25 protein-coding genes are annotated in these 26,533 nt (G+C 68.7%); 9 read left to right on the top strand and 16 right to left on the bottom strand.

Features of this window, described 5'->3' with window-relative positions; translation table 11 throughout:
• Nucleotides 1–8: 8 nt before the first annotated feature.
• Entirely contained in the window at nucleotides 9–2,216 is a 2,208-nt protein-coding gene (locus LYSCAS_RS02135; RefSeq protein ID WP_213435395.1) for a M1 family metallopeptidase, read from the bottom strand.
• A gap of 7 nt (nucleotides 2,217–2,223) precedes the next feature.
• Complete coding sequence (locus tag LYSCAS_RS02130; RefSeq protein ID WP_213435394.1) at nucleotides 2,224–2,619, bottom strand: DoxX family protein; 396 nt, start codon at nucleotides 2,617–2,619, stop codon at nucleotides 2,224–2,226.
• Between the two features lie 313 nt (nucleotides 2,620–2,932).
• Here LYSCAS_RS02130 and LYSCAS_RS02125 point away from each other — a divergent pair, with 313 nt between their 5' ends.
• On the top strand, nucleotides 2,933–5,071 hold the full coding sequence (locus LYSCAS_RS02125; RefSeq protein ID WP_213435393.1) for a M36 family metallopeptidase: 2,139 nt from the start codon (nucleotides 2,933–2,935) through the stop codon (nucleotides 5,069–5,071).
• A gap of 52 nt (nucleotides 5,072–5,123) precedes the next feature.
• Here the strand turns inward: LYSCAS_RS02125 and LYSCAS_RS02120 are convergent, their stop codons facing one another.
• The 6 genes from LYSCAS_RS02120 to LYSCAS_RS02095 form a co-directional block, all read right to left on the bottom strand.
• A complete protein-coding gene (locus tag LYSCAS_RS02120) occupies nucleotides 5,124–5,762 on the bottom strand; it encodes a dihydrofolate reductase family protein (RefSeq protein ID WP_213435392.1) in 639 nt (212 codons plus the stop codon).
• 13 nt (nucleotides 5,763–5,775) lie between these two features.
• Nucleotides 5,776–6,270 carry a nuclear transport factor 2 family protein gene (locus LYSCAS_RS02115; RefSeq protein ID WP_244858631.1) on the bottom strand — a complete coding sequence of 165 codons (495 nt, stop codon included), beginning with the start codon at nucleotides 6,268–6,270 and terminating at the stop codon, nucleotides 5,776–5,778.
• Between the two features lie 85 nt (nucleotides 6,271–6,355).
• Nucleotides 6,356–6,688 carry a hypothetical protein gene (locus LYSCAS_RS02110; protein ID WP_213435391.1) on the bottom strand — a complete coding sequence of 111 codons (333 nt, stop codon included), beginning with the start codon at nucleotides 6,686–6,688 and terminating at the stop codon, nucleotides 6,356–6,358.
• Nucleotides 6,685–7,368 carry a general secretion pathway protein GspB gene (locus tag LYSCAS_RS02105; protein WP_213435390.1) on the bottom strand — a complete coding sequence of 228 codons (684 nt, stop codon included), beginning with the start codon at nucleotides 7,366–7,368 and terminating at the stop codon, nucleotides 6,685–6,687. The genes LYSCAS_RS02110 and LYSCAS_RS02105 overlap by 4 nt, the downstream gene beginning before the upstream one ends.
• A gap of 10 nt (nucleotides 7,369–7,378) precedes the next feature.
• Entirely contained in the window at nucleotides 7,379–8,995 is a 1,617-nt protein-coding gene (locus LYSCAS_RS02100) for an ExeA family protein (protein ID WP_213435389.1), read from the bottom strand.
• Nucleotides 8,996–9,020: 25 nt separating this feature from the next.
• Nucleotides 9,021–9,959, bottom strand: coding sequence for a DMT family transporter (locus LYSCAS_RS02095; protein WP_213435388.1), 939 nt, complete (start codon nucleotides 9,957–9,959; stop codon nucleotides 9,021–9,023).
• Between the two features lie 40 nt (nucleotides 9,960–9,999).
• On the opposite strand from LYSCAS_RS02095, the gene LYSCAS_RS02090 reads away from it, so the two are divergent.
• Nucleotides 10,000–10,368, top strand: coding sequence for a TfoX/Sxy family protein (locus LYSCAS_RS02090; RefSeq protein WP_213435387.1), 369 nt, complete (start codon nucleotides 10,000–10,002; stop codon nucleotides 10,366–10,368).
• Here the strand turns inward: LYSCAS_RS02090 and LYSCAS_RS02085 are convergent.
• Nucleotides 10,355–11,239, bottom strand: a complete 885-nt coding sequence (locus LYSCAS_RS02085; protein WP_213435386.1) for a LysR substrate-binding domain-containing protein — start codon at nucleotides 11,237–11,239, stop codon at nucleotides 10,355–10,357. The two genes, LYSCAS_RS02090 and LYSCAS_RS02085, sit on opposite strands and share 14 nt — an antisense overlap.
• A gap of 111 nt (nucleotides 11,240–11,350) precedes the next feature.
• Between LYSCAS_RS02085 and LYSCAS_RS02080 the strand changes: the two genes are divergently transcribed.
• The gene (locus LYSCAS_RS02080) at nucleotides 11,351–12,244 is read left to right on the top strand and encodes a DMT family transporter (protein ID WP_213435385.1); all 894 of its coding nucleotides are present in this window, start codon (nucleotides 11,351–11,353) and stop codon (nucleotides 12,242–12,244) included.
• Here the strand turns inward: LYSCAS_RS02080 and LYSCAS_RS02075 are convergent, their stop codons facing one another.
• The 3 genes from LYSCAS_RS02075 to LYSCAS_RS02065 form a co-directional block, all read right to left on the bottom strand.
• Nucleotides 12,245–13,609 (bottom strand): DUF3999 domain-containing protein, encoded by a 1,365-nt coding sequence (locus tag LYSCAS_RS02075; RefSeq protein WP_213435384.1) that lies wholly within the window; start codon nucleotides 13,607–13,609, stop codon nucleotides 12,245–12,247.
• Nucleotides 13,606–16,254 carry a DUF2339 domain-containing protein gene (locus tag LYSCAS_RS02070; protein WP_213435383.1) on the bottom strand — a complete coding sequence of 883 codons (2,649 nt, stop codon included), beginning with the start codon at nucleotides 16,252–16,254 and terminating at the stop codon, nucleotides 13,606–13,608. The genes LYSCAS_RS02075 and LYSCAS_RS02070 overlap by 4 nt, the downstream gene beginning before the upstream one ends.
• Nucleotides 16,255–16,334: 80 nt before the next feature.
• Nucleotides 16,335–17,183: a DUF72 domain-containing protein gene (locus LYSCAS_RS02065; protein ID WP_213435382.1), complete on the bottom strand. Its 849-nt coding sequence runs from the start codon at nucleotides 17,181–17,183 to the stop codon at nucleotides 16,335–16,337.
• Between the two features lie 94 nt (nucleotides 17,184–17,277).
• On the opposite strand from LYSCAS_RS02065, the gene LYSCAS_RS02060 reads away from it, so the two are divergent.
• Together LYSCAS_RS02060 and LYSCAS_RS02055 are read left to right on the top strand one after the other, a co-directional pair.
• The gene (locus LYSCAS_RS02060; RefSeq protein WP_213435381.1) at nucleotides 17,278–18,891 is read left to right on the top strand and encodes a serine hydrolase; all 1,614 of its coding nucleotides are present in this window, start codon (nucleotides 17,278–17,280) and stop codon (nucleotides 18,889–18,891) included.
• Nucleotides 18,892–18,909: 18 nt separating this feature from the next.
• On the top strand, nucleotides 18,910–19,899 hold the full coding sequence (locus tag LYSCAS_RS02055; RefSeq protein WP_341868565.1) for a polysaccharide deacetylase family protein: 990 nt from the start codon (nucleotides 18,910–18,912) through the stop codon (nucleotides 19,897–19,899).
• A 16-nt stretch (nucleotides 19,900–19,915) separates the two neighbouring features.
• Here the strand turns inward: LYSCAS_RS02055 and LYSCAS_RS02050 are convergent, their stop codons facing one another.
• Nucleotides 19,916–21,748, bottom strand: coding sequence for a DUF885 domain-containing protein (locus LYSCAS_RS02050; RefSeq protein WP_213435380.1), 1,833 nt, complete (start codon nucleotides 21,746–21,748; stop codon nucleotides 19,916–19,918).
• A gap of 102 nt (nucleotides 21,749–21,850) precedes the next feature.
• On the opposite strand from LYSCAS_RS02050, the gene LYSCAS_RS02045 reads away from it, so the two are divergent.
• Nucleotides 21,851–22,744 carry a DUF2785 domain-containing protein gene (locus tag LYSCAS_RS02045; protein ID WP_213435379.1) on the top strand — a complete coding sequence of 298 codons (894 nt, stop codon included), beginning with the start codon at nucleotides 21,851–21,853 and terminating at the stop codon, nucleotides 22,742–22,744.
• 3 nt (nucleotides 22,745–22,747) lie between these two features.
• On the opposite strand, the gene LYSCAS_RS02040 is transcribed toward LYSCAS_RS02045, so the two are convergent.
• Both LYSCAS_RS02040 and LYSCAS_RS02035 read right to left on the bottom strand, forming a co-directional pair.
• Nucleotides 22,748–23,044 (bottom strand): hypothetical protein, encoded by a 297-nt coding sequence (locus LYSCAS_RS02040; RefSeq protein ID WP_213435378.1) that lies wholly within the window; start codon nucleotides 23,042–23,044, stop codon nucleotides 22,748–22,750.
• Nucleotides 23,045–23,118: 74 nt separating this feature from the next.
• Complete coding sequence (locus LYSCAS_RS02035) at nucleotides 23,119–24,042, bottom strand: peptidylprolyl isomerase (RefSeq protein ID WP_213435377.1); 924 nt, start codon at nucleotides 24,040–24,042, stop codon at nucleotides 23,119–23,121.
• 137 nt (nucleotides 24,043–24,179) lie between these two features.
• Between LYSCAS_RS02035 and LYSCAS_RS02030 the strand changes: the two genes are divergently transcribed.
• Together LYSCAS_RS02030 and LYSCAS_RS02025 are read left to right on the top strand one after the other, a co-directional pair.
• The gene (locus LYSCAS_RS02030; RefSeq protein WP_213435376.1) at nucleotides 24,180–24,551 is read left to right on the top strand and encodes a PadR family transcriptional regulator; all 372 of its coding nucleotides are present in this window, start codon (nucleotides 24,180–24,182) and stop codon (nucleotides 24,549–24,551) included.
• Complete coding sequence (locus LYSCAS_RS02025; protein WP_213435375.1) at nucleotides 24,548–25,459, top strand: sensor domain-containing protein; 912 nt, start codon at nucleotides 24,548–24,550, stop codon at nucleotides 25,457–25,459. Before LYSCAS_RS02030 ends, LYSCAS_RS02025 begins: the two co-directional genes overlap by 4 nt.
• A gap of 21 nt (nucleotides 25,460–25,480) precedes the next feature.
• Here the strand turns inward: LYSCAS_RS02025 and LYSCAS_RS02020 are convergent, their stop codons facing one another.
• The gene (locus LYSCAS_RS02020; RefSeq protein WP_213435374.1) at nucleotides 25,481–25,900 is read right to left on the bottom strand and encodes a CopD family protein; all 420 of its coding nucleotides are present in this window, start codon (nucleotides 25,898–25,900) and stop codon (nucleotides 25,481–25,483) included.
• 41 nt (nucleotides 25,901–25,941) lie between these two features.
• On the opposite strand from LYSCAS_RS02020, the gene LYSCAS_RS02015 reads away from it, so the two are divergent.
• On the top strand, nucleotides 25,942–26,532 hold the full coding sequence (locus LYSCAS_RS02015) for a class I SAM-dependent DNA methyltransferase (RefSeq protein WP_213435373.1): 591 nt from the start codon (nucleotides 25,942–25,944) through the stop codon (nucleotides 26,530–26,532).
• Nucleotide 26,533 lies beyond the last annotated feature (1 nt).

Genomic DNA, 26,533 nt, shown 5'->3' with positions numbered 1-26,533 from the left:
GGATGCGTTCACAGGGTCACCATCACGGAATAGAGGGATTGCAGGGCGGCGAACACGTCGGCGGTCCAGCGACGCGACGCAGCCGTGTTGGCTTCGCGCGTCTGGCCGTCGTCGAGCTTGTCGCGGTCGAGGTTGATGCGGCGTTCCGGATCCAGCTGCACCGACACCGCGCGGCTGCGCGTCACGAGCTGCCAGCGGGCCCAGCGTTCGCCGCTGGCGTCATCCCAGCGGAACGCCTTCGAGCTGCCGTCCTCGAAGCGCACCAGCACGGTCTGCGGCACCGACGCGCCTTCGCGCTTGACCACCACGTGCGTGTGGTACGGGAACGGACCTTCGCCGTCCTTCGCCTTGGGATGCGCCTTCTTCCAGGTCTCGCGCAGCTTGTCGACGGTCTTGTCGATCTGGGCCTGCGTGAGTTCGACCGGCTTGCCCTTCCACTCCACCAGGCCCGGCGCCGGCAGCACTTCCTCGCTTTCGAACTTCGCGATGCGGTCGTCGACCTTCTGCGTGCCGTACACCTGCTGCGCGAACACGCGCTCGACCAGCGCGCGCTGGCCCGTCGACTCGGCGAGGGTCTGCTGCAGGTCGGCGATGCTCGGGTGGCGGAACTTCCACGTCGCGTAGTACTGCTTGAACGCGCGCTCCAGCGCATCGTGCCCGACCATTTCCTCCAGGTCGTGCATCGTCGTCGCCGTGCGCGAGTACACCGTGCCGTAGCTGCCGCTGGAATAGCGGTCCCACGAATTGCCGCCCAGCGGATCGGCCGGGTTGTCGAGCATCGCGCCGAGGCGCTGCTCGTCGAACGGGTTCATCGACACGTCGAACTTCAGCGCCTTCGTCAGCCACGTGTTCGCGGTGATGCGCGTCTTCGCGGCGCGCTCCATGCGGTGGTCCCAGTACTCGTTCAGGCCTTCGTCGAGCATGGGCTCTTCGAATTCGTTCGAGCCGAGGATGCCGTAGAAGTAGCCGTGGCCGAATTCGTGGATGGTCACGAAGTCGAGCATGTAGCGGTCGAGCGTGCCGGGACGCGGGTCGTCCACGTAGTCGGCGGTGAAGAGCGTCGGGTATTCCATGCCGCCGGCTTCGCGCGCGTTGTACGGCGGGACGACGGCGGTGACCGTCTTGTACGGGTAGTCGCCGAGCGTCTTGGAGAAATACGCCAGCGACGCGATCGTCGCATCCAGCACCGGCTTGGCGTTCGATTCGTATTCCGGGTGGTACAGCACGCGCACCTGCACCGGGCCGTTCGCGCCGTGGTACACGCCGTCGAGCGGCTTGGCGAAACGCTTGTCGGCGGTCCACGCGAAGTCGTGCACGTCGCCCTGCACGAAGTGGTGCGTCACCGTGTCCTTGCTGGTCACCGGCGCGCCTTGCTCTTCGCCCGTGGCGCCGACGGTCCAGCCCTTCGGCACCGTCAGCGACACGTCGTACAGGCCGTAGTCGGCGTAGAACTCGCTGTGCATGTGGAACTCGTGCACGTTCCAGCGCGGGGCGGTGGCGCCGCGTTCGCCGGGCAGTTCGAGCACGCCGATCTTCGGGAACCACTGGCCCACGAGATGGAACGTGCCGTAGTAGCCCGTGCGTGCGCTGACGCGCGGCAGCTTGTTGAAGAAGTCGATGTCGAGCGTCGTGCTGCCGCCCGGCGCCACGGCTTCCGGCAGGTCCAGGCGCACCACGGTGCGATCGGTCGACGGGCCGTTGTCGGGATGCACGTACGACCAGTTCACCTTCGCGCCGCCCTGTTCGACGCGCTGCAGGCGCGTGTAGCCCCAGCCGCCCTTGTCCACTTTCACGCCGCTGCGGAACCCGAAGCTGTTCTGCTTCTGCTCGGTGTAGAACGTGCTGCCCGGACCCTCGAACGCATTGAGGTACAGGTGCAGGTACACGCTGCGCACCGGCACGGCGCTGCGGTTGCGCCAGGTCAGTTGCTGCTTGCCGTCGATCGTGTGCTTGTCCGGATCGAGCGTCGCGGCGATCTTGTAGGTGACCACGCGATCGGACAGCGTGCCTTCGCTGCCGGTGCGTGCGCCGCCCCAGGCCTCCGGTGCGCTCGGCACCGACACGGCCGCGGCATGCGGCGATGCAAACGGAATGTCGTCGGCCACCGGGGGTGCGGTGGCGGGAACGACGGCCTTCGGTGCGGTGGCGGCGAGCGCGCACGTACCGACGAGCGCAAGGCCGATGGCCCAGCGCGGGAACTTGATGGAATTGGTCATGGTGTCCTCAGCGTCCGTTGACGCTGTAGCGCCCCGGCCCGAGCAGCGCCAGTGCGATTGCGGTGAACAGGTACATGCCCTGCAGTTCGAGCGCCCAACCACCTTGCTCGTTGATGTGCGTCAGGTCGGCCATGTGCACGAGCGCGAAGGCGAACAGCATGTTGATCGCGACGAGCAACGCACCGATGCGCGCGTAGAAGCCCGCGATGAGCATCAGCGGTCCGAGCACTTCGCCGGCGAGCACGCCGTAGCCGAGCACGCCGGGCAGCCCGTGCGCTTCGACCATGCCGACGATGCCGCCCATGCCGCCGCGCAGTTTCGCGATGCCGTGCAAAAGCACGAGTGCGCCCAGGATGACGCGCAGGATCAGGCGTCCCAGGTCGTTCTGTGTGTTCTGGTTCATTGCTCCCCCAAGGATGATGAAACGGCCACCCGCACCCCCCGTGCAGGCCACCGGCGGAGCATATGCGGCGCGGCGGCCGCTGTCGCGTCCATCCATTGGCTGCCACGGTGCGGCGGCACGGGGTAGGGAGAGACGGGACGGGCGAGGGCGGTTGCATGCACCGCGGGCGCGTCGTCCGCGGGGCGCGCGGAGCTCGGCGGTAGAGCGGGCTTCACCTGCAACGAACAACGCCGGTCGCCCAATCGGCAGCGCGGGCAGGGGGAACGCGTTCGCGTCCGTTCCGCAGTCCCTCCACATTCCGGGAGTTCCCCGCATGAAAGTCATCGCAACGACCTGCGCGGTCGGCCTGCTGTCGGCTGCCGTCGCCCTTGCCGTCCAGGCCGCCGCCGCCGCTCCGGGCGCGCGCGACGATCGCGCCGCCACCCATGTCACCCGCGGCTCGAACGGACAGGCGCTGACTGTGCCCTCGCAGGCGGCGCCTTCGACGGTCGTCGCGAACTTCCTGCGCGGGAAGGGGGTCGGCGCCGGCGCCCTCAGTGCCTTGCGCGTGCGGTCCGATGCGCCCGGCATCAAGGGCGTCCGGCAGCTGCGCATGCAGCAGGAAGTCGGCGGCCTCGTGGTGCATGGCGCCTACGTCAAGGCCGCGGTTGGCCGCAATGGCGCACTGCTGAGCGTCATCGAGAACCTCGCGCCTGTGCCCGCCACCGGCCTGCAGGCGGCGAAGATCGACGAAACCGGCGCACTGCGCGTGGCGCTGTCCGCGCGCAGGATCGCCGGCGCTGCCCCCGCACGCGTGCTGAAGGCGGGCGCCGCCACGAAGTTCGCGAAAGCCCGCGGCTTCCACGAAGGCCCGATCGTGACCCGCGTCGCCGTGCCGATGGCCGATGGCGGAATGCAGGTGGGGTTCGTCGTCGAAACCTGGCGCGAAGCGGGCAACGACCTTGTCGAAACGCTGGTGTCCGGCGATGGCCGCGTGCTCGACACGAGCCACCGCACGGCGCGCGACGACTATCGCGTCTTCACCGTGGATCCGGACAAGACGCCGCAGGCGATCGTCAGCGGGCCGGTGGGCTGGCTGTTCAACGGCAGCAACCTGAGCGACAACATCGCCGGCAACAACGTGCACGCCTACCTGGACACCGACAACAACGGACTCCCGGACGCCGGCGGCACGCGCGTTGCGAACCGCCGTTTCCTCGCCACTTTCGACCCGAACGTGCAGCCCTCCGACGGCAGCAACCCGGATGTCGCGGTGCAGAACCTGTTCTACCTCAACAACGTCATCCACGATCGCCTGTATGCCGCGGGCTTCGACGAAGCCGCGGGCAACTTCCAGGAAAACAACTTCGGCCTGGGCGGCAACGCCAAGGGCAGCGATTCGGTGAACGCCGAAGCGCAGGATGGCGGCAGCACGGACAACGCCAACTTCGCCACGCCGAACGACGGGCGCAATCCGCGCATGCAGATGTACCTGTGGTCGTCGCCGGAACCGGACCATCAGGTGCTCGCCGGCGGCAATACGTTCGCAGCGCGCCGCGCGGAGTTCTCGCCGCCGTTCACCCCGTCGGGCCTGCAGGGGACGGTCGTCGCCGCCCTCGACGGGGGTGGGGCGAGCAACGCCGACGGTTGCGAGGCCATCACCACCAACGTCAGCGGGCGGATCGCGCTGGTCGATCGCGGCACGTGCACCTTCGTCGTCAAGGCGGCCAACGCGCAGGCGGCGGGCGCGGTCGCCATGATCGTGGCGAACAACCAGGCCGGCGATCCGATCGTCATGGGTGGCACGGACCCGCAGATTCCCGCGGTGATGGTGACGCAGGCCGCGGGCGCCACGCTCCGCGCGTCCTCGCCGATCGCGGCCACGATCCGCGTGATCGATCCGCCGCTGATCCGGCGCGACGGCGACGTCGACTCCGACATCGTCTGGCACGAATACGGCCACGGCCTGACGTGGCGCATGATCGATCGCATGGACGGCCCGCTGGGCGGCGCGATCGGCGAAGGCATGGGCGACACGCTGGCGATCATCGTCAACGACGACGACAGCGTCGCCGAATACGCCACGGGCCTGCCGAACGGCCTGCGCACGGAGCGTTACGCGAATTACTCGCGCACCTACGGCGACATCCAGGGCACCGAAGTGCACTTCGACGGCGAGGTGTATGGCGCGATCGGCTGGCAGGTCTGGAAGAACTTCCAGGCGGCGGGATTCACGGCCGACCAGACGTTGGCGGTCCTCGTCGATGGCATGAACTACACGCCGGCCGAACCGACGTTCGAGGACATGCGCGATGGCATCCTCGCCCCGCTGACCGACGTGGGCCGGCAATGCCTCGTGTGGCGTGCGTTCGCGAAGTACGGCGTGGGTGTCGGCGCGCATGGTTCGGCGCGCGGCACGAAGGTGGTGATCCGCGAGTCGTTCGCGGTGCCCGCGGCTTGCGGCGCACCCTGACCGAGCGGGAAGCAATCAGCGGCGGCCTGCGGGTCGCCGCTGACGCCCGGGCTTACGTGCGCACGTAGCGCACGTGCGTCGCGTCCGGTCCCGCCAGCACGTGGTCGACCTTGAACTGCGGCAACGGCTCGCGCACGTTTTCGAACAGGCGCCGCCCGCCGCCGAACATCACCGGCGCCAGCGCGATCTCGAGCGCATCGACGACGCCCAGGTTCAGGTATTGCTGCACCACGTCCGCGCCGCCCGAGATGCGGACGTCGCGATCGCCGGCCGCCGCCCGAGCCTGCGCCAGCGCGCTTTCGGCGCCGTCGTTGACGAAGAAGAACGTCGTGCCGCCCGGGCGCACCCACGGCTCGCGCTTTTCGTGCGTCAGCACGAAGACCGGCGTGTGGAACGGCGCCTCCTCGGGCCACGACGCCTCGCCCTGCTCGAACATCCGCTTGCCCATGATGTTGGCGCCCGTGCGCTCCATCGTGCGGCGCACCATGTCGTTGACCGCACCGATCTCGCCGCCGGCGCCGAAACCGTGGTTCTCGCGGAAGTACCGCTGCTTGAGCAGCCAGCCCATCATGGCGCCCCACTTCGCGCCCCAGTCCTTGTAATCGGCGGTGTCCCAGTGCGCGAGCGTCATGCCCTCCGGGGCCATGTAGCCGTCGAGGCTGAGGGCGATGTTGACGAAAACCTGGCTCATTGGAATTCCTCGATCAGTGCTTGGGCAGGATGACGGAATACACCAGCGTCGTGATTTTCCAACCCGCGTCGGTGCGCACCAGCAGCCAGCATTCCTTGCCCCAGTTGGTCGTCTTGCCGTTGGACAGGAACTTGTAATCGAACGCCACCGTGGCCACGTCGCCATCGGTATCGATCCTGACGTTGTCGAAGGTTTCTTCGCTGCTGTTCTTGCTGGCGACGATGCCGTCGATGAACTGCGTCGGATTGTTGGACGGTGCGAACTTGGCCTTCATGGCGTCCGGCCGGTCGCGTTTTACCTGCGCGAGGCTCACGTCCGACAGCACGCTCTGCCACGGCGCCTCCGCCTGCACGAACAGCGCGAGGAATCGCGGCTTGTCCCGCTGGAGGATCGACGTGCGGAACGATTCGACGACGGCGCGGATGTCCGGATGGTCGGTGTCCGCGTCTTTGGCGGGAAGTGCTGCGGCGAACAACACCAGCAGGCAGGCGCTTGCGATGGCTTTCATGGATCTCGATTCGATGAGGGGCGGGCCCGAAGCGGGCCCGGGGCGAATGGTAGACGCAGGGTGGCCATGCGATCGCATCCTGACGCTACTGGCCAGGGTGAATGGTGGCCTTGCCGGATGTTCTATCGACTACGACCATGAAACTGCACCCCGGCGGCGACGGCACCGGTTTGCACACATAGACGAACAGCCATTCCTTGTCGCTGCCACCGCCCCGGTCACCGAACGTGTCCAGCTGGTATCGCGCAAGGTCGTAGCCTTGCGCCTGCGCAACGTTGCGACTGATCTCGAGTGCCTGGCGCTCGCCGATCAACGTGGCTGAAGCATCCACGTGTTGGGCGGTTGGCGTGCAGCCCGCAATCGACAAGCCCGCCAGCAGCAGCGCGGCGACGCTCGACGATGGCGGTCGTGGACTCACCGCAACGGCAACTTCAACGCACGCCCGTTCCAGTCGAGCAGCACGCCATCGGACAGGATGTCGGCGACCACCAGCGGGCCGAGATGGTCGCCGACGACCAGGCGCGTGCCGTCGATGATGACGAAGCGCTGCGCGGGGACGTCGTTCCACATGTGCATGCTGAATTTCAGCGGCGGCAGCGCCTTGCGTTCGTCGGGGCCGAGGTCGGTGACGCGTTCGTAATTGTCCTGCACGACGGGCGACGGGGCGGGCGTGGGCGGTGCGGGCAATGCGCGCGGTGGCGGCGGTGGCGGCGTTGCGACCGCGGCGACCGTGGGTGCGGCGGTGTGCGTCGTCGGCGCGGCGGGTGCGGGCGGTGCGATCACGAGCGGGCGCTTGATCGCAGGCGCGGGGCGCGGGGCAGGGCGATCGATCGCGGCCACATCGCTCGATATCGCGACATCCTGCACGGGCACGGACGCCTTGGTCCCGAGGCCATCGACGGGTTGGGCGGGTTCGTTGCGCAGCATCACCAGGATCGGGACCAATGCGACGAGCGCCGCTGCGATCCACAACGGCCAGCGCGGCGCAGCCCGTCGCGCGACGGGCGCCGCCGGCTGCGGTTCCGCCAGCAGGTCCGGCACCTGCGCGCGGCGACGCTCGGCTTCCGATTTGCGCAGGGCTTCGAGGATCAGCGACATGCGTTCGTCCTCAGTCCAGCTGCGTGCGAAGACGCGGGCCCGCGTCGCGCGCGGCCAATGCCATCAAGGTTGCGGGACCAATCACGCCGTCGCTCGTCAAGCCGCGCGAGGCCTGGAACTCGCGTACTGCGCTGCGCATCGCGCTGTCGAGCACGGCGGGGCCGGTGTATGCAGGGTCGAGATGCGCGTGCACCCAATCGACGGCGGGGCCGCGGCCATCGGGCGTCAAGGATTCGGTCAACGCGTCGGGCCCGCGCCACAACGCGATGGATTCGCCATTCCATGCGCGCACCAGCGCGAGGCGATCGACATCGAACGTCTGCGTATCGATCTGCACGCGCGCACGCACCGCATCGGCGCCGAGCAGCAACGCCCACGTCGACGCACCGTCCTTCGCGCGCAGGTGCAGCAACACGGGCCGCCCCTGCGCGAACACCTTGTCGAGCGTGCCGTTGCGAGCGCGCAGGCAATACAGGCCCGCTTCGATCGCCGGCGGGCACGTGGACGCGACGCTCGGGTCCGCGCCGGATTTCCATTCGTGCAGCAACGCAGACCACGCGGGCAAGCCCGACGCGTCGACGCCTTCGAGGCGCGCAGGCAACGCCGCCGCCGCGACGAACGGGATCACCGGCTTCACGGGTTTCACCGGCTTCAGCGCCGCCACCGACGAACGCGTGGCCGCCTGTGCGACGGAGGGTTGCGCCGGCATCGTCGACGACGGCGTCGCACGCGGCCACCACATCCACGCGAGGATCGACGCCAGCACCGCGCCCGCCGCGATCGCCCACTTCCACGCCGGCGTTTCGCGACGCGCGGGCGCCAGCGCTTCACGCGCCGCGCGGTCGATGTCCGATGCTTCGATCTTCGTCGCATCGTGCGCATAACCGCCGAGCAACGCGCGTTCGGCGATCACGTTGATCAAGCGCGGCACGCCGCCCGAATGCTTGTGCACGCGCTGCACCGCGCTCGCGGAAAACGGCGAATGCAAGCCGCCCGCGACGCGGAAGCGATGGCGCAGGTACGCGCCCGTTTCGTTCGCATCGAGCGGCATCAAGTGGTAACGCGCGGTGATGCGTTGCGCGAGCTGGCGCATGTCGCTGCGGGCGAGGATCTCGCGCAGTTCCGGCTGCCCGAGCAGGATGATCTGCAGCAGCTTCTGCGTATCGGTTTCAAGGTTGGTGAGCAGGCGCACCTGTTCCAGTGCATCGACGGAGAGGTTCTGCGCTTCGTCGATGATCAGCACGACGTGCAGGCCCTTGGCGTACGCATCGAGCAGGTAGGTGTTGAGCGTGTCGACCAGCGCCTTGGTGCTGCCGTGCGTCCGGCCGATGTCGAGGTGCAGTTCCTCGCACAGGGTTTCGAGCAGTTCGATCGCGGTCAGGCGCGGGTTGAGCACCAGCGCGACCCGGGTGTTCTCCGGGAGTTGTTCCAGCAACAGGCGGCACAGCGTGGTCTTGCCGGTGCCCACCTCGCCGGTGAGCTGCACGAAGCCACCGCCGCCGCCCTGGCCCACGCCGAACAGCAGGTGCGCGAGCGCGTCGCGGTGGCGCTCGCTGAGGAACACGAAGCGCGGATCCGGCGTGATCGAGAACGGCGGTTCCTTGAGGCCCCAATGTTCCAGGTACATGCGCAAACCCGAAAGACGGTGGCGGCTAGGGTGCCACGATTGACGGCGGCCGGGGCCGCGCCAGCAGCGGGTGCAGGAACACCGCCCCCAGCAGGATCGCCACGCCCAGGTAGAAGGCCGGGGTGAGTTCGCGCTGCTCGCCGAACAGCAGCGCCGCCAGCACGATCGCGTACACCGGCTCCAGGTTGACCGCCAGCTGCTGCGCGAACGCGCTCATGTGCCGCAGCGCCGCCAGCGACAGGGCGAACGGCAACAGCGTGCAGGCCAGCGCCAGCACGACCAGCAGGACGGCGTCGCGCGCACCGGGCACCACGAACACCGCGCCGGGGAAGGCCTGCGCCATGCCGGGCAGGTGCGGCATCAGCGGCGCCAGCAGGGTGAGGGCGACGGTGCCGGCGCCCAGTTCGATCGCGGTGACGGTGAGCGGGTCGCCGTGGTGCACGTAGCGCTTGTTCAGCGAACCGAAGATCGCGACGAGCAGGGCTGAGATCGCGCCCACCAGGATCCCGAGCCGGTAGCCCGAGGGCACGCCGCCCACCACCAGCGCGACGCCCGGGAGCACGAGGACGCCGAGCAACACATCGCGCTTCGAAAAACGCGCGTGCGCCAGCACCGGTTCGAGCAGCGCGACGAACACGGTACCGAGCGCGATGCACGTCGCCCCCACCGACGCATTCGACAACTTGATCGCGCCATAGAACGTGAGCCAGTGCAGCGCGACCAGCACGCCGATGCCCGCGTACTTGCCGATCAACTGCAGCGGCATCGCGCGCAGCCCGCGCCACACGCGCGGGATCAGCGCGAGCGCGCCGACCACGAACACCATGCGCCACCACACCAGCGGCAACGCGGGCAGGGAGATCATCTTCCCGAGGATCGCGGTGAACCCCCACAGGAACACGCACAGGTGGATCTGCAGCCAGGCGCGGTGGGTGGCCTTGGGGTCGGTGGGCAGGTTCGGCATGCGGCTATTATCGCCACGGGCCGACAGCACGAACCGCGGGATGAGCCACGACTTCCTCGAATACCTGCGCGAACTGTTCTCCGACCTCGGGCCCATCACCACGCGCGCCATGTTCGGCGGGCACGGCGTCTACTTCGACGGCCGCATCGTGGGGATCGTGATCGACGAGGCGGTGTACCTGAAGACGGACGACGCCACGCGCGACGCCTTCGAAGCGGCCGGCTGCGCGCCCTTCGTCTACGAATCCAGCGGGAAGTCGGTGGCGATGTCGTACTGGTCGGTGCCGGAGGAAGCGATGGATTCGTCCGAGGCATTCCTCCCCTGGGCCCGCCGGGCTCACGAGGCCGCGTTGCGGAAACCCGTCGGGCGGGTGCGCAAGCGGCGGAGCGACGCGGCTAGGCGGCGCTGACCGACAACACCCAGTCGACGAAGGCCTGCGCCGCGGGCCGCAACCGGCGATGCGCCGGATAGACCACGTGGTAGCCCCAGCGCGCGGGCAATCGTGGCCCCGGCAACGGCACCAACCGGCCATCCGCGAGATACGGCACGACCACGCGTTCGCGCGCCAGCGCCGCGCCGATCCCGAACACCGCCGCATTCAACGCATCGGTCGTATCGCTGAAGCTGTGGCGCTCGTCCAGCCGAACGTTATGCACGTCGGCGGCACGGAACCAATCGAGCCAGCCTTGTCGCGCGTGATCCAGGATCAGCGGCACGCGCGCGATGTCGGCCGGCGTGCGGATCGCGTCGAAACCGGGCATGCGTGGCGAGGCCACCGGGAACAAGGTTTCGTCCATCAACGCGTGGCCCGTCAGCCCCGGCCAGTGCCCGGGCCCGTGGCGGATGCCGAGGTCCGGCCCGCCTTCATCGAAGCGCGCCAGCGCGGTCTCGGTGTCGAAGGACAGGCGGATCTCCGGATGCGCATCGGTGAAGGCATGCAGCCGCGGGATCAGCCACGTGTAGGCCAGCGAATGCAGCGTGGTGATGCGCACGCGGTGCGTGTCGTCGCGTTCGCCGCCCAGCGTGTGCAGCACGCCTTCCATGTCGGCGAGCGCGCTGCCGGACGCATCGGCGAGGCGCCGGCCTTCGCTGGTCAGCGTGACCCCGCGCGCGTGGCGCTGGAACAGGGCCACGCCCAGGCGCGACTCCAGCTTGCGCACGTGGTGGCTCACGGCGCTGGCGGTGAGGTTCAGTTCCTCGGCGGCGTGCGCGAAGTTCTGGTGCCGGGCCGCCGACTCGAAGGCGGAGAGGGCCGGGAGCCAATCGGGGCGAAGGACCATGGCGAGCCTCAAATCTGGCTTGTGGCTGACCCGGAAAGTATGCGCTTGTCACGCTCTGCGCGTCCCGGACAATGGCACCTCCGACACGCGTCGGATTACAGGCTGCCCCGGATGAACACCGTTGCCGCGTCTCCCCTCCCCGTCGCGAGCGGGGCCCGAAGCTGGGTCACGCCCGTCGAGATCGTGGTGCTCGGTGCCATCTGGGGCGCCTCTTTCCTCTTCATGCGCATGGCCGCGCCGGTGTTCGGCGCCGCGCCGCTGGTCGATGTGCGCCTCGCGCTCGGCTGCGCGGTGCTGCTGCCGTTCCTGTTCCGGCATCGCGCGCAGTTCCCGCTGAAACTGTGGCCGAAGCTCGCGCTGATCGGCGCGATCAATTCGGCGGTGCCGTTCGTGCTGTTCGCCTGGGCCGCGCAGCGTGCGCCGGCGGGCATCGGCGCGATCTGCAATTCGATGACGGTGTTGTTCACCGCGCTGGTCGGGTTCCTGTTCTTCGGCGAACGCATCAGCCTGCGGCGATCGATCGCGCTGGTCGTGGGCTTCGCGGGCGTGATCGTGCTCGCCAGCGGCAAGACCGCGGGTGCGAGCGTCGGCTGGGCCGTCGCCGCCGGTGCGAGTGCGGCGTTCCTCTACGGCATCGGGTTGAATCTCGTGCGTCGCCATCTCACCGGCTTGCCCCCGGCGGCGGTCGCTGCGGCGACGCTCGGCACCTCGACGTTGCTGCTGCTGCCGTTCGCGATCGCGCAGTGGCCGTCGCATGCGATTCCGATGCAGGCCTGGCTCGCCACCGGGATGCTCGGCGTGTTGTGCACCGGCATCGCGTTCGTCATGTATTACCGGCTGATCGCGCGCGTCGGCGCGGGCCGTGCGTCGACGGTGACGTACCTCGTGCCGCTGTTCGGCGTGGCGTGGGCGTGGATGCTGCTCGGCGAAGCGGTGACCGGGACGATGGTCGTCGCCGGCCTGCTCATCGTCGGCAGCGTGGCCTTCAGCCAGCGCGCGAAGTGATCAGCGCGCCTCGGGCGGCTTGCGCAGCAGGCTGACCGCGAACCCGGCGACCAGCACCGCGCCACCGATCAGCAACGCCCACAGCAACCACTGCTTCCAGTCGCGCGGCGTCGTCGGGCGTTGCAGCGCGCTGGCGCCGGCGAGTTCCACCGGCGCACCGAGCGTCGCATCCGCCGGATGCCAGCCGTCGCCACGTTCGGCGCGCAAGGCTTGCAGCAAGCGCGGCAACGGCGCATCGGTGCGCGCGGCCACCGCGCTGCCGGCAACGAGCGCATACGGTGCACGTCCCTGCGCGAGGAACACGATGACTTCCGGTCGGTAGCCCAGCCGCAATGCCGGCGCGTGCGCCGGCGCGCCGCTCGTCGCGGTGAGGCGCCACTGCCGGTCGCGCACGGGCGCATCGAGCACCGACGTCGGCGGCGACGCACTCGTGCGGCCCGCGGTGCCCACGCGATACGCGACCCACGGGCCCGCGCGCCAGCGCCACGCGCCGTCGTCGTCGCGGCTTTCCAGTCGCCATTCCACCGCCACGTTGCCCACGCCCTGCACGTCCGCGCGTTCGATCGGGAAGCGGCCGTCGAGCGTGTAGACGAACGTCGTCGCGTCGTTCTCGCGCACCATGCGGCCCTGCAGCATTTCCCACTGCAGCGGCGTGTCGACGGCTTGCGAGGACAGGCGGGCCTTCGCGTGCTGCAACGGCAGCGCGGGCGCATCGTCGAGCGGCACCAGGCGCAGGTAGCGGCTCGCTTCGCGCAACTCGATCGTGTGTTTTTCCAGACGGCGACTGCCTTGTTGCAGCGCGAGCAACTGCACGCGCGGGGAAATCGTGCGCCAGTCCTCCAGGTCGTCGCTCGCTTCGACGCGATACGCGGCATCGATCGCCGCGCCCTGCGGCCAATCGAGTTCGAGCGCATCCACGCCCGGCGGTGCCTGGCTCAGGTCGAACAGGAACGCGCGCGCGCCGCCTTCGTCCTGCGCCACGCCCGTCTGCGCATGCAGCGACAGGATGCGGCCGGACGTATCGCGTTCGGCGATCAAGGCCAGCGACGCCGCGCCTTCTCCCTTGCGCGGCTGCAACGCGAACCACGGCACATCGATGCGCCGCGGCGGTTCGGCGAGCGGCGCATCGGGGCCGAACACATCGGCCGCCACCGGTTGCCCGTCCGCATCGACCACGGTCACGTCGCGCAAGGATGGCGTTGCGATCGTGCGATACACCGCGCGATCCAGCACCACGCGATACGCGCCGCCATCGCCCGGCGCGGAGACGGGCCACTGCCGCACGTAGTCGTCGCGCGTTGCGGCGCAGGCGAGGACGGGCAGCAGGCACGACCAGGCCAGGGAATACCAGGCGATGCGTTTCATGCGGAGCCTTCCGGAACGGGCGCACGCGGCGGTGCGGGGGCGAGGTAACCGACGACCGTGCACAACAGGCCGAACGCGATGAACGACGCGATGCCGAGCGCGTTGCCGAGGTTGCTGCGATCCACGATCACCAGCTTCACCAGCACCACCGCCATCAGCACCGCGCCTGCGAGCCACAATACGCGTTGCCCGCGGCGCGAACCGAGCACCCAGCCGACGACACCGAGGATGCTCCACACGACGGTGAGGCTGGTCTGCGCCAGGCTCGTTCCGATGAGGCCGTCGTTCCAGGCGATGCCGCCCCAGTGATGCACGGCGTGCAGCACGACCGACGTGATGTAGACGAAGCCCAGCACCGACACCATCGGCACGCGCTGCGCCTGCACCGCTTGCGGCGCTTGCGTCGAATACGCCCAGCGGGCCGCGAGCACCAGCGCGGCGAGCTGCGCGAGTTCCATCGGATTGGCGACGGGAATCCACGGCAGCGGCGCACTGCCGCCGGCTTCGACGAGCGTCAGCAGGAAGCCCACGCCGAGGATCGCGAAGAACGTGGCCTGCAACGTCATGCGCAGGCGATCGAAGCGTTCGTGCATCGGCGCCGACAGCCACGGCCACCGGAACATGCCGATCGCGGCGATCGCCAGCCAGGGCAGCGCGACACCCGCGATGCGCCAGCCGTCGGCGAGCTGGAAGCGTTCGCCCAGCCACGACACGCCCAGCGACAACGCGAACGGCCACACCAGCCACCACGCGAATTGCGCCCACGCGGCGACGCGATGTTCGCCTTCGCGCAGGCAGACGAGGCTGCGCACGCCGAGCACCGCGAACAGCACCCAGGCCCACAGGCCGTAGCCCGCGAAGGGTTGCTGGTGCGCATCGGCCTGCGCGAGCGCGATGGGTGCCGCGACAGCCAACGCCGCGAGCGTGGTGCCCGCAAGGCCGCTGGCGGGGCGCCGGCGATGCACTTCCGCCGCGAGCCAGCCGGTGAGCGCGGTGAACGCGAGCCACGCATCCGCGCGTGCGACGGACGCGACGAACGCATCGATTTCCAGCAAGGCGTTGCCGACCCACCACGCCAGTCCCCACGCGTAGGCCAGCGCGCCCGACACCCGACGCCCGGCGTTGCGATACACCCACGCCGACGCGAGCGCACCGGCGCAGATCATCAGCGCGCTCATGAAGATCGCATTGGCGATCGGTGCGTCACTGGGCCCGCGATAGTTGCCCGCATCGAGGAACGCGAACGCCGCGAGCGCCTGCAACGCGAGGCCCGACCATTCCGGCCAGCGCCGCGACTGCCGCACGCCGAGCCACACGAGGCCCGCGCCTTCCAGCGCGAACACGCTGGCGGTTGCGCGCGCCGACAAGGCCAGCGGCACCGCCAGCGTGGCGAAGCCCGCGGCCAGCAGCACGTACGCGTCCGACAACATCGCGTAGCCACCGCGACGCCGCAACAGCGCCCCGAGCACCGCGTAGATCACCGCGAGCCCCAGTGCACAGAACGCGAGCGGCATGCGATCGCCGCGCAGCAACCCGGCCTGCAATGCGAACGCGACCAGCGGCGTGCCGAACACCAGGCATCCGTCGATGAAGTCGCGCCGTCCCTCGGGCCGCTTGCGCGCGAACAACAGCGGGATGAAGAGATAGAACGCGAAGAACAGCACGAGGAAGGGTTCGGTCGTCGCGAACTTGTCCGGGTTGTACTGCAGCACGCCCCACGCCGTGCCGATGCCGAAGGTGAACACGAACCCGAGCAGGTTGAGCACGCGCCACGCCTTCCACCACGCGATCGCGAAGATCGCCGCGTTGAGCACCGCGTAGTACGAGAACAACGCGACGTGGTTGCCGCTGTTGGTGGACAGCCAGATCGGCGCGAGGAAACCGGCGAGTACGGCGAAGAACGCCAGCGCCTTCGCATCCTGCAATACCGCGAGCATGCCGGCGCCCGCGATCAGCACGACGCTCAACCCGAACGCGACGCCCGCCGGCATCAGGCCGTACAACTTGAACGCCGCGAACACCGTCATCAGCAGGATGCCGATCGCGCCGCCCTGCAGGCTCAACGCGAAGATGCGGTTGCGTTCGCGCTGGCACCACGCGAACACGAGCGCCGCGAGCGCGGCCGCGGCGATGCCGGCCAGTCGCACTTCGATGGGCGCGTGCAGCCAGCCCTGGTCGGCCGCGAACTTCAGCAACGCCGCCACGCCCGCGAACAGCACGAGGATGCCGACCTTGACCGGCACGTTGCCGACGGTGAACCAGTGTTTGATGTATTCGATCGCGCGTTCGGGGAGGCCGGGCGGACGCGGTTCGCGCACGTGCGGGCTCGGGACGCGCAGGGGCACGGGCGCGGGTGTGGCTTGCGGAGCGGGCTGCGGCGGTGCGGCCTGCGTCGGCGCGACGGGTTGCGGCGGGACCGGCGCGGGGCGCGGCGGGGGCGGTGCCGGCGCGACGGCTTCGGCGCGCGGTCGCGCCGCGGGCGCGGTCGCGGTCGCAGGCATCGCGCCTTCGGCACGCAGTTGCGCCAGGTCGCGTTCCAGCGTGCCGACGCGGCCCCGCAGTTCGCGCAGGGACAGCAGCGCAACGATCAGCAGCACCGGCACGGCAAGGACGGCCAGGAGCAGCAGCACGATCAGGCTTTCCACGTCGGATCCATCCCCTTGTCACCGGCAGACCGCATTGGGCCGGCGATCGTCGCCAAATGCAAACGGGGACGGGCGGGGCCTCAGGCCGGCTTGCGCAACAGGTCGATCAACGTCGTCGCCGCGGCGGGATTGCGTTCCTTGTCCGCGTTGATGAAGAACACGAAGACGTCGCGATGCGGCAGCTTCGGTGCGTCGCCGGTGAGGCGCGGGAGTTTCGCGGGTTCGCCGCCCTGCGCCCACGTGCGGGCGCGTTCGGCCCACGCCTTCAACTCCGGGCCGGTGTAACCGGTCTTGATCGCGCTGCGTGCGCGCATCAGGCGGGCATAGACGAAATCGGCGGTCACGTCGGCGAACGACGGCCATTCCTCCGAATCGGTGTAGACGAGCGCGGCGTTCTTCTTGCGCGCGAGTGCGACGAGCGTTGCATCGACACTCTCGGCATCGCGCACTTCCAGCGCGTGCCGCAATCGCCGGCCACCGGCTTCGACCGGCAAGCGATCGACGAACGCCGCGAAGTCCTCGCGATCGAGCTTGCGTTCGAACTGCCACAGGATCGCGCCGAGCTTCTCGCCCATGGTCGACAGCCCATCGACGAAGGCATCGACCTGGCCCGCCGTGTTGGCCAGCACCTTGGCCTGCACGATGCGCATCGGCGCCTTGGCCGTGAAGACGAAGCCCGGCGGCGTCTCGTCGCGCCAGCGGGCGTAGGTGTCGGGCTTCTGCGCGCTGTAGTAGGTGCCATTCACCTCGATGGCGCTGAGCTTCCGGCTGGCGTACTCGAGCTCGCGGCGCTGCACCAGGCCTTCGGGATAGAAGGTTTCGCGCCAGGGGGCGAAGGTCCAGCCACCCACGCCCACGCGGATGCCGTCGATCGCGCCGGGGGCGGTCGCGGTGCCGAGGTCGGCTTCGGGGGCTTTGGCGCGGGCCATGGGCGCAGCGTAGCGCGGCATGACGTGCGGGGCATCGACGCGGCGTGCACGGGCCCGCGATACTCGGCGCCTCGGTCTCCAGGGGAACGCCGCCATGATCCGCACCGCCTTGTCCTTCGCGCTGGCCTGCGCGCTGCTCTCGCCCGTCGCCGCGCATGCGCAGGCCGCGCCTGCCGCCGCCGCGACGGCGCAGGACGCGCGCCTTGCCGGCTTCGACGACTACGTCAACGCCGTGCGCAAGCAGTTCGACGTGCCGGGCATCGCGGTGGCGATCGTGCAGGACGGCCGCATCGTGTTCGAGCGCGGCTGCGGCCCGCGCGAAGTCGGCAAGCCGCAACAGATCGACGAGCACACGCTGTTCGCCATCGCGTCGAACACCAAGGCCTTCACCGCCGCGTCGCTGTCGATGCTCGCCGACGAAGGCAAGCTCTCGCTCGACGATCGCGTGATCGACCACCTGCCGTGGTTCCGCATGAGCGATCCCTACGTCACGCGCGAGATGCGCATCAAGGACCTGCTCGCGCATCGCAGCGGCCTGACGCTCGGCGCCGGCGACCTGCTGTACTGGCCGACCACCACGTACACGACGGAAGAAGTCGCGCATCGCCTGAAGGACGTGCCGCTGGGCGGGGCGTTCCGCAACCAGTACGCCTACGACAACATCCTGTTCGGCGTGGCGCAGCTGGTGGTGGAGCAGGCGAGCGGGATGTCGTACGAACAGTTCCTGCGCACGCGCATCTTCAAGCCGCTGGGCATGGACGAGACGCGCTTCAACAGCGATCGCCTGACGAAGAACGACAACGTCGCCACCGGTTACGCCAAGGCCGATTTCAAGGACCTGCAGCCCGCGCCGCGGATGACGTGGGGCAACGTGTCGGGCGCCGGCGGCATCTATTCCAGCGTGCACGACATGAGCAAGTGGATGCGCATGCAGCTCGCCGGCGGCGTGTACACCGACGCGCAGGGCAAGGAGCAGCGCCTGTTCAGCGCGAAGCGCCAGCAGGGGATGTGGTCGATCGTCACGCCGATCCCCGTCAGCGAACCGTCGGTGCCGGAACTGCGCGCGGCGAAGCCCAACTTCCTCGGCTACGGCGAAGGCTGGCAGCTGTCGGATTACCGCGGCAACAAGCTCGTGTGGCACACCGGCGGCTGGCCGGGCATGGTGTCGCGCCTGACGCTGGTGCCGGACAGGAACATCGGCGTGATCGTGTTGACCAGCCAGGAAGTCGGCGTAGCGTTCAACGCCGTGACGATGCAGGCGCTCGACCTGATGCTCGATGCGCCGAAGACCGATTGGCTCGCCGGTTACGCGAAGGCCTTCGCGAAGTCGCAGGACAACGCGGACGCCGATTGGCAGAAGCACCTCGCCGCGCGCGCGTCGAATGCGCCGCCGTCGTTGCCGCTGGCGTCGTATGCCGGCACGTATCGCGATCCGTGGTACGGCGACATCGCGATCGCGAACGAAGGCGGCAAGCTGGTGGTGCGCTTCACGAAGACGCCGGACCTCGTCGGCGACATCGAACCGTGGCAGCACGACACGTTCGTCATCCGCTGGCGCCAGCGCTGGTTGAACGCCGATGCCTTCCTCAATTTCGCGCTGACGCCGGACGGCAAGATCCGCGAAGCGCGGATGGAGCCGATTTCGCCGCTGACGGATTTCAGCTTCGATTTCCAGGACCTGCGGCTGGTGCCGGTCGAGAAGCAGTAGCACGTGCGGAGTGCCCGGGTGGGTCGCTTCATCGCCAGCGTGTTGTGGGCTGCGCTGGCGGTGTTCCCTGCGTGGGCGGGCGATCCGGTCCCGGCCGTTCCGGCGCCCACCGTCGATCGCCGCATCGCCATCACCTTCGACGACGTGCCGTGGGTGATGTTGCGCAACGCGCCGCCCGCGGACATGGCCGCCGAGCACGCGCGCCTGATCGCCGCGCTCAGGCAGGCCGACATCCCGGTCATCGGCTTCGTCAACGAAGGCCTGCTGTATTCGGACAACACGCTGCGGCCCGAGCGCGTGCGCATGCTGAAGGACTGGCTCGACGCCGGCTTCGCGCTCGGCAACCACACGCGCTGGCACAGCGACCTCAACGCCGTCGGCCCGCGCCGGTTCAAGCACGACATCCTGGATGGCGAACGCCTGCTGCGGCCGATGCTCGCCAAGCGCGGCCTGAAGCTGGAATGGTTCCGCTATCCGCTCCTGCGCACGGGCGCCACACTCGAAGCGAAGCACGACGTGGACGCGTTCCTCGCGAAGCACGGCTATCGCGTCGCACCGGTGACGGTGAACAGTTCGGAGTGGGTGTTCGCGCTGGCCTATCGCAACGCGATCGCCGCGCACGCGCCGGAGGACACGCTGCAACGCTTGCGCGCGGACTACATCGCCTACATGCAGGCCAAGTTCGTGTACTACGAGCAGCGGTCGGTCGACCTGCTCGGGTACGAGGTGCCGCAGGTGTTGCTGGTGCACGCCAACGAACTCAACGCCGACACCTGCACCACGCTGGTCGCAGCGCTCCGCGCACGGGGCTATCGGTTCGTCACGCTGGCCGAGGCGACGCGCGATCCCGCGTACCAGCGGCCCGACACCTACACCGGCGCCCTCGGCACCAGCTGGATCCATCGCTGGGCCAAGACCGAAGGCCGCCCGGACAGTTTCTACTTCGGCGAGCCGCGCACGCCGAAGTGGATCATCGAACTCGCCGGCGTCTCCCCGTCCTTCGAGTAGACGCGGGCGATCGCGCTTACTGGATCGGTTCGTCCAGCATCAGCTCGCGCACGAAGCGCACCGGCGGCGCGCCGTACGACAGCACCTTGTCGTGGTAGGCCTTGAGGTTGAACTTGTCGCCTTCCTTCGCTTCCACGGCCTTGCGCATGTCGAAGTGTTCCTGCACGCCGACGAAGTACGTCGGCAGCTGCGCGGACGTCAGGCGCGCGCGCGTCCACTTGCCCTCGGCTTCGCGCTCCTGCTGGAACGCCAGGCGCGTCATCAGGTCCATGGCCTGCTCGTGCGTCCAGTTGTCGACATGCACGCCTTGGTCGAGGATCGCGTTGGCGATGGTGCGCAGGTAGAACTTCAGCTGCACCAGGCGGAACAGCGGATCGTTGTTCATGTAGCCCGCATCGGCCATCAGGTCTTCGGTGTAGACGGCCCAGCCTTCGGCGAACAGGCCGGAACGCAGCACCGCGCGCAGCGTCGACTTGTTCTCCGCCGAATGCGCGCCTTCCAGGTAATGGCCCGGCATCGCCTCGTGGATGGACAGCAGATGGATCATGCGCGAGTTGTATTCGCGCAGGAACGAGTCGACCTGCGCCTGCGACCAGTCGTCCGGGATCGGCGAGATGGCGTAGTAGGTGTCGAGGCCCTTGTCGAGCGGGCCGGGCGAATCGCAGTACGCGACCGACACGCCGCGCTGGAATTCCGGCATCAGGATCACCTTTACCGGCGTGGTCGGCACGGTGACCAGGTCCTTCTCGCGCGTGAACGCGGTGGCCTGCGCGAGCGCGGCCTTCGCGGCCTCGACGACGTCCTCGCGTTTCGGACGATCGGCGTACGCGAGTTCCAGCGCGGCTTCGATCGCCTTCTGCTTCTGGTCTTCGCTCGGCTGCGCGGGCAGGGCGGGCGCGTTCGGCTTGTCCTTCAGCACGGTCTGCGCGATGCCGTACATCTCATTGCGCACGCGCGTCATCTCCGACTCGGCGCGCTGCTTGATGTCGGCGCGCGTCAGCGAGGACATCAGCGCCATCTGCAGCTTTTCGTCGTACAGCTTGGCGCCGATGCGGAAGTCGCCCTTCGCATTCGGGACCAGCGTCTTGTCGAGCCAGGTTTGATTCTCCGCGACGGCTTTCTTCAGGCCTTCGACCGCGGCATCCAGCGCCTTGCGGTCTTCGCCCTGCAACTGGCCGGCGTTCGGCGTGATGAAGGTATCGACCAGGCTCAGCACGCCGGCGTTCTGCTTCGACACGGTCTCGGCATGGATGGCCGGCACGCGCGCGGGATCCAGGTTGGCGCGCATCTGCGCGAAGATCGCGGGGATCTGCTGCATGCGCAGCGTGGCGTGCTTGAGGCGTTCGGGCATTGGCGCGAACTCGCGCGCCATCAGGCTGTAGATCGCGCCGCCGGCGAGGCTGTTGTAGACCTGCGGATCCCACGCCCACGACTGCTGCGTCTCCATGCCCCAGATGTCGGACTTCAGCTGGTTGCGCAGCAGCAGCGCGTCGACCTGGTTTTCGCGCGACAGCGTCTTCGCATCGATCGCATCGAGTTCGGCGAGCATGCCCTTGCTGAAATCGACCACGCGCTTGCGGCCTTCGGCGCTCAGGTCATCGACCTTGTCGTCGAAGCGATGGTCGCCCACTTGCGTGGCGGTGACCGGATTGAGCGCGAACCAGCCATCGAGCCAACGCTTGGAGAGATCGGCGAACTTCGCATCGGCCTGCGCGGTGGACGCGGTGGCGGCCGGTGCGTTGGCGGTCGGCGCGGTGGGCGCCTGGCCCTGGCACGCGGCGAGCGTGGCGGCGAGCAGGGCGGCGGCGCACAGGGTTTGCAGGGTCGGGCGTTTGGGCGGCAGGCGCATCGGTCGGATTCCCGGGCAAAGAGGCGCCGAGCATAAGCGGGCACGCGCCGGCGCGCATGGGCCTGCGGTAGGCTGCGGCGTCCCCGGGGAGGAATCGCACGCATGCTTCGTTCGTTCGCTGCCGTTTCGTTGATTGCGCTCGCGTTGGTGGCCATACCGGCCCAGGCCGCGTGTCCGCCCGAGGGCCAGACGAAGGAGTCGTTGCTCGCGTTGAAGGCCCTGCAGTTCACGCTGCCCGATGCTGCGGCGCGACAGGCGCTGGCCGAAGGCCTCGTCGATTGCCTCGGCGACCCCGATCCTGCGATCCGCGATGGCGTGGCGTACGAAGCGCTCGCGCATTGGATGCGTGCGAAGGAGATCGATGCCGCCGGCCTGCGCAGCCTGCGCGACAAGTTGTACGTCGCGTTGCAGGGCGATGATCCCGAAGGCTTCCGCCGTCCGTTCGCCGCGCTCGTGTTGTCGGAAGTCGCGCGCACCGATCGCATCGCGCCGTGGATGACGCCGGAAGAACGCAACGCGATGATCGATGCTGCGGTGCGCTTCATGCCGTCGGTCACCGACTATCGCGGCTTCGACGAGAAGGAAGGCTGGCGCCACGGCGTCGCGCACGGCAGCGACTGGCTGCTGCAGCTCGCGCTCAATCCGGCGCTGGATCGCAAGCAGGCGGACCGCATCCTCGAAGGCGTGTCGTCGCAGGTCGTGCCACCGGCGACGCATGCGTACGTGTTCGGCGAACCGGGACGCCTCGGAAGGCCCGTGCTCGCGATCGCGCATCGCGGATTGCTGACGCCGGCCGAATGGGAAACGTGGCTGTCCGCGTTCGCGCCGCGCCTGGGTGCGGAAGAGAAGCGCTATCTCGACGCGGGCTGGCTGGCGAAACGCCACGACCTGCTCGCGTTCCTCACCGGCCTGTACCTGGAAGCAGACCAGAGCACCGATCCGCAATTGCAGGCGCTGGAGCCGCCGATCGTGGCGGCATTGAAGACGGTGCCCTGAACTTCAGTCGTCGTCGCTGCTGAATTCCGCCAGCACGTCCAGGTCGAACGCCAGCGCTTCCACCGTCTCGCGCACCTTGCGGGCGGTCGAGTCGTTGGGCGCTTCGATCTCCACCTCGTGCACGTCGCCGCCCGAATGCAGTTCGCTCAACCCGGCCGAGCTGGAATCGGCGTCGTCCATGTGCGGCATGAGGTCGGCGACCTCTTCCACGTGTTCGATGCCGTCCAGGCTTTGCAGCAGGTTGATGATCGCGCGCGCATCGTCGTCGCTACCGGTGATACGCAGTCGCAGGTTGGGCATCGCGGCATCTCGAAAGCGGAAGATGCCGCGAGGCTAGGCAGCGGAAAGCTAAGCGGGCGTGATGGCCCGCGCCCTCACGACTTCGGCGTGCGCACCGGGAGCGGTACGTTGCACAGGTCGATGTGGCCGGCGGGGCGCTTGTACCAGTCGTCGCGGCGGTTGCGGCGCGACTCGACGATGGTCGCGAACGTCTTGCTGTCCGTGCGCAGCAACTGCAGTTGCGTGCGGTCCTTTTCCGGCACGTCGCGCGCCAGCCTGGAGGACACGATCGGCACGTACTGTTCCGGCTTCTCGTAGAAGCCCAGCGGCCCGGTGCCGCGCGGCAGCACGCTGAGCAACTCGATGCCCTGCACGACGCGCCCCACCAGCGTGATGTTGCGATCGAGCATGCGCGGCGACTGGCCCGTCACGACGTACAACGAGGTGCCGTCGCTGCTGTCGGCGGCGACGTCGCGGCCTGCGCCCACCATGCCGTAGCAATGCGTGAGCCAGGCGGTGTCGGTCTTCGGATCGCGCGCGGCGGGGAAGCCATCGACGAACCCGACCTGCGGCGCCCAGCCATCGGAATCCTTCAATTGCACGAAGGGCAGGCCCGTGGCCTTGCGTTCGAACTCGGCGGGCAGGTGTGGTTTCGCCGAGCCGATCGGCTTCTTCTGCTGCGACTTGTCGTCGTCGGTGGGATCGCCCCATTGCACGACGTAGTTGTCCTGCGAACGGATGACGGACAGGCCGTCCCAGTATTTCTCCGTCGCGAGCGTGCTGATGTTGGCGACGTGGTTGGGGGCGAAGGCCTTCGCCAGTTCGATCACGACGCGGCCGGTGGGCAACTGGAGATAGAGCGTGCGGTCGGGGTCGAGCGTGCGCCAGTCGCTGGCCGGGGAGGCGTCGAGGATCTCCTGCATCGACGGCACCTTGGCGGGCTTCGCGGGTTCGGCGGCGGAGACCGTGCCGATGGCGAGGGACAGCGACAAGGCGAAGGCCAGGGGCTTGCAGCGCATGCGGCGACTCCATTCGAAGGATGCGGCCGAGTCTACCGAGGGGCCCCGCATGCGGAAGTGCGCAGTCATGACTACCGGCACATCCGCTATACCGAATTGACCACTAGTCTCCACTTCAACCTAGTGGACCCACCCCCATGGACCGCGACCTCCTCGACCAATCCCTCCGCAAGTTCCAGCGCGAGCTGAGCGCCGGCACGGTGTCGCTGGCGCTGCTCGCGGTGCTGGCGGCGTCCCCCGGCCCGATGTACGGCTACCAGATCGCCAAGACCCTCGAGCGCAGCGGGGAGGGCGTGCTGAGCGGCAAGCAGAGCGCGCTGTACCCGGTGCTGCGCAACCTGGAATCGGCGGGGTTCCTGCAAAGCCACGTCGAACCCTCCGTCAGCGGCCCGCCGCGCCGCTACTACGGCATCACCGCGGACGGCCGCACCGCCCTCACCGAATGGGCCGCCGCCTGGCGCGCCACCCGCACCTCCGTCGATTCCGTGCTCGAAGGACTCCTTCCATGAACGCCGCGCTCCCGCATTCCATCCCCGAATACCTCGACCAGCTGCGCGCCGCGCTCGCGGGTGCGGATCCTGCGCTGGTGCAGGACGCGCTGTACGACGCGGAGGAATACCTGCGCGCCGAACTCGCGGAAAACCCGTCGCGCACGGAAGCCGAAGTGATCGCGTCGGTCGCCGGCAGCTACGGCGCGCCGAACGAAGTCGCCGACATCTATCGCGACACCGAAGTGAAAGTGCAGAGCGCGCTGCGTCCGCCGCAGCCCGTGCGCCGCGAGACCGCGCTCGGCCGGTTCTTCGGCGTCGCCGCCGATCCGCGCACGTACGGCGCGTTGTTCTACTCGGTGCTCGCGCTGGCGACCGGCACGTTCTATTTCACCTGGGTCACGACGGGCATCTCGCTGTCGGTGGGCCTGGCGGTGCTGATCATCGGCATCCCGTTCGCCGTGCTGTTCCTCGGCTCGGTGCGCGTGCTGTCGCTGGTGGAAGGCCGCATCGTCGAAGTGATGCTGGGCGAACGCATGCCGCGCCGCCCGCTGTACTCGGCGCGCGGGCGCACCGTGTGGGAAGGCATCAAGGACATGTTCACCGACCCGCGCACGTGGTCCACGCTGCTCTACATGTTCGCGATGCTGCCGCTGGGCATCACGTACTTCACGCTGATCGTGACCCTGCTGAGCACGGCGCTGGCCTGCATCGCGGTGCCCCTGCTGCTCGGGTTCGGCGCGTTCGACAACTGGTACATCGACCACTGGGACGTGGGCGGCGACTGGTTGCACCCGTGGCAGATGCCGCTCGTGTTCATCGCCGGCGTGGCGCTGCTGTTCGGCACGCTGCACCTGGCGCGCGGCATCGGCAGGATGCACGGCGCGATCGCGAAGAACCTGCTGGTCAAGAGCGCGCAGTTCGCCTGACGCACGTGGGTGCTGGCGGAATCAGAACGGTTTCGCCAGCACCAGGAACACGATGCCGACCAGGAGCAACACCGGCAGCTCGTTGAACCAGCGCAGCGCGCGCGAAGACGGCAACGGACGCCCGCGTTCCACGCCCTTCAGCCAGCGGCCCGCGATGGTGTAGTGCACGAGCATCAACGCAACGAGCAACAACTTGGCGTGCAGCCAGCCGCCCGACATGTGGAAGCCGAACCACAACGCCAGCCCGAACGCGAAGGCGAGCCCGAACATCACGTGGCCGAAGCGATACAGGCGCCGGCCCATGAGCACCAGGCGGTCGCGCACCGCGGGCACGTCGCCGGCTTCGGCGAGGTTGACGAGGATGCGCGGCAGGTAGAACACGCCGCCCATCCAGGCCATCACGAACACGAGGTGGGCGGTCTTGGTCCAGAAGTAGGCCATGGCGTGGCTCGGTCGGGGCGAATGCGCGATAGCATCGCACGATGCAGAAACGATACGACCAGGCTTACTTCGACCTTTGGTACCGAAACGGCGGCATCGGCGACCGCGCACGCCTCGCGCGCAAGGTGGCACTGGCGGTGTCGGTGGCCGAGTACCACCTCGAACGCCCGATCCGCACGGTGCTGGATGTCGGCTGCGGCGAAGGCGCGTGGCGCGCGCCGCTGCGCAAGCTGCGGCCCGACGCAACGTACCTGGGCTTCGATGCCAGCGAGTACGCGATCGCGCGCTACGGGCGCGCGCGCAACCTGCGGCTGGCGAAGTTCGGCGACTTCGACATGTTGCGCCCGTGCGCGCCGGTCGACCTGCTGGTGTGCAGCGACGTGCTGCATTACCTGTCGGTGAAGGAACTGGATCGCGGCTTGCCGGGTCTCGCCGAATTGTGCGGCGGCGTGGCGTTCCTCGAAACCTTCGCGCGCGAAGACCAGGCGATCGGCGACGAGCACGACTTCCAGCAGCGCTCGGCGGCGTTCTATCGCAAGCGCTTCGCGGCGCTGGGATTCGCGCAGGTGGGGTCGCATTGCTGGCTGTCGCCCGCGCTCGTGGAGCGGGCGACAGCGCTGGAAATCGGCTGAC

Source organism: Noviluteimonas caseinilytica (genome assembly GCF_018406605.1).
Lineage (GTDB): Bacteria > Pseudomonadota > Gammaproteobacteria > Xanthomonadales > Xanthomonadaceae > Noviluteimonas > Noviluteimonas caseinilytica.
Note: the sequence above shows the minus strand (reverse complement) of the source record. Positions and strands in the feature narration are given on the sequence as shown.

Coding starts and splice junctions, on each gene's coding strand:
- LYSCAS_RS02085 (WP_213435386.1), bottom strand. CDS start 11,239: ATGGTCCTTCGCCCCGATTGGCTCCCGGCCCTCTCCGCCTTCGAGTCG.
- LYSCAS_RS02020 (WP_213435374.1), bottom strand. CDS start 25,900: ATGGCCTACTTCTGGACCAAGACCGCCCACCTCGTGTTCGTGATGGCC.
- LYSCAS_RS02065 (WP_213435382.1), bottom strand. CDS start 17,183: ATGGCCCGCGCCAAAGCCCCCGAAGCCGACCTCGGCACCGCGACCGCC.
- LYSCAS_RS02060 (WP_213435381.1), top strand. CDS start 17,278: ATGATCCGCACCGCCTTGTCCTTCGCGCTGGCCTGCGCGCTGCTCTCG.
- LYSCAS_RS02100 (WP_213435389.1), bottom strand. CDS start 8,995: ATGTACCTGGAACATTGGGGCCTCAAGGAACCGCCGTTCTCGATCACG.
- LYSCAS_RS02030 (WP_213435376.1), top strand. CDS start 24,180: ATGGACCGCGACCTCCTCGACCAATCCCTCCGCAAGTTCCAGCGCGAG.
- LYSCAS_RS02125 (WP_213435393.1), top strand. CDS start 2,933: ATGAAAGTCATCGCAACGACCTGCGCGGTCGGCCTGCTGTCGGCTGCC.
- LYSCAS_RS02015 (WP_213435373.1), top strand. CDS start 25,942: ATGCAGAAACGATACGACCAGGCTTACTTCGACCTTTGGTACCGAAAC.
- LYSCAS_RS02025 (WP_213435375.1), top strand. CDS start 24,548: ATGAACGCCGCGCTCCCGCATTCCATCCCCGAATACCTCGACCAGCTG.
- LYSCAS_RS02115 (WP_244858631.1), bottom strand. CDS start 6,270: ATGAAAGCCATCGCAAGCGCCTGCCTGCTGGTGTTGTTCGCCGCAGCA.
- LYSCAS_RS02045 (WP_213435379.1), top strand. CDS start 21,851: ATGCTTCGTTCGTTCGCTGCCGTTTCGTTGATTGCGCTCGCGTTGGTG.
- LYSCAS_RS02035 (WP_213435377.1), bottom strand. CDS start 24,042: ATGCGCTGCAAGCCCCTGGCCTTCGCCTTGTCGCTGTCCCTCGCCATC.
- LYSCAS_RS02105 (WP_213435390.1), bottom strand. CDS start 7,368: ATGTCGCTGATCCTCGAAGCCCTGCGCAAATCGGAAGCCGAGCGTCGC.
- LYSCAS_RS02075 (WP_213435384.1), bottom strand. CDS start 13,609: ATGAAACGCATCGCCTGGTATTCCCTGGCCTGGTCGTGCCTGCTGCCC.
- LYSCAS_RS02080 (WP_213435385.1), top strand. CDS start 11,351: ATGAACACCGTTGCCGCGTCTCCCCTCCCCGTCGCGAGCGGGGCCCGA.
- LYSCAS_RS02130 (WP_213435394.1), bottom strand. CDS start 2,619: ATGAACCAGAACACACAGAACGACCTGGGACGCCTGATCCTGCGCGTC.
- LYSCAS_RS02090 (WP_213435387.1), top strand. CDS start 10,000: ATGAGCCACGACTTCCTCGAATACCTGCGCGAACTGTTCTCCGACCTC.
- LYSCAS_RS02050 (WP_213435380.1), bottom strand. CDS start 21,748: ATGCGCCTGCCGCCCAAACGCCCGACCCTGCAAACCCTGTGCGCCGCC.
- LYSCAS_RS02135 (WP_213435395.1), bottom strand. CDS start 2,216: ATGACCAATTCCATCAAGTTCCCGCGCTGGGCCATCGGCCTTGCGCTC.
- LYSCAS_RS02095 (WP_213435388.1), bottom strand. CDS start 9,959: ATGCCGAACCTGCCCACCGACCCCAAGGCCACCCACCGCGCCTGGCTG.
- LYSCAS_RS02040 (WP_213435378.1), bottom strand. CDS start 23,044: ATGCCCAACCTGCGACTGCGTATCACCGGTAGCGACGACGATGCGCGC.
- LYSCAS_RS02120 (WP_213435392.1), bottom strand. CDS start 5,762: ATGAGCCAGGTTTTCGTCAACATCGCCCTCAGCCTCGACGGCTACATG.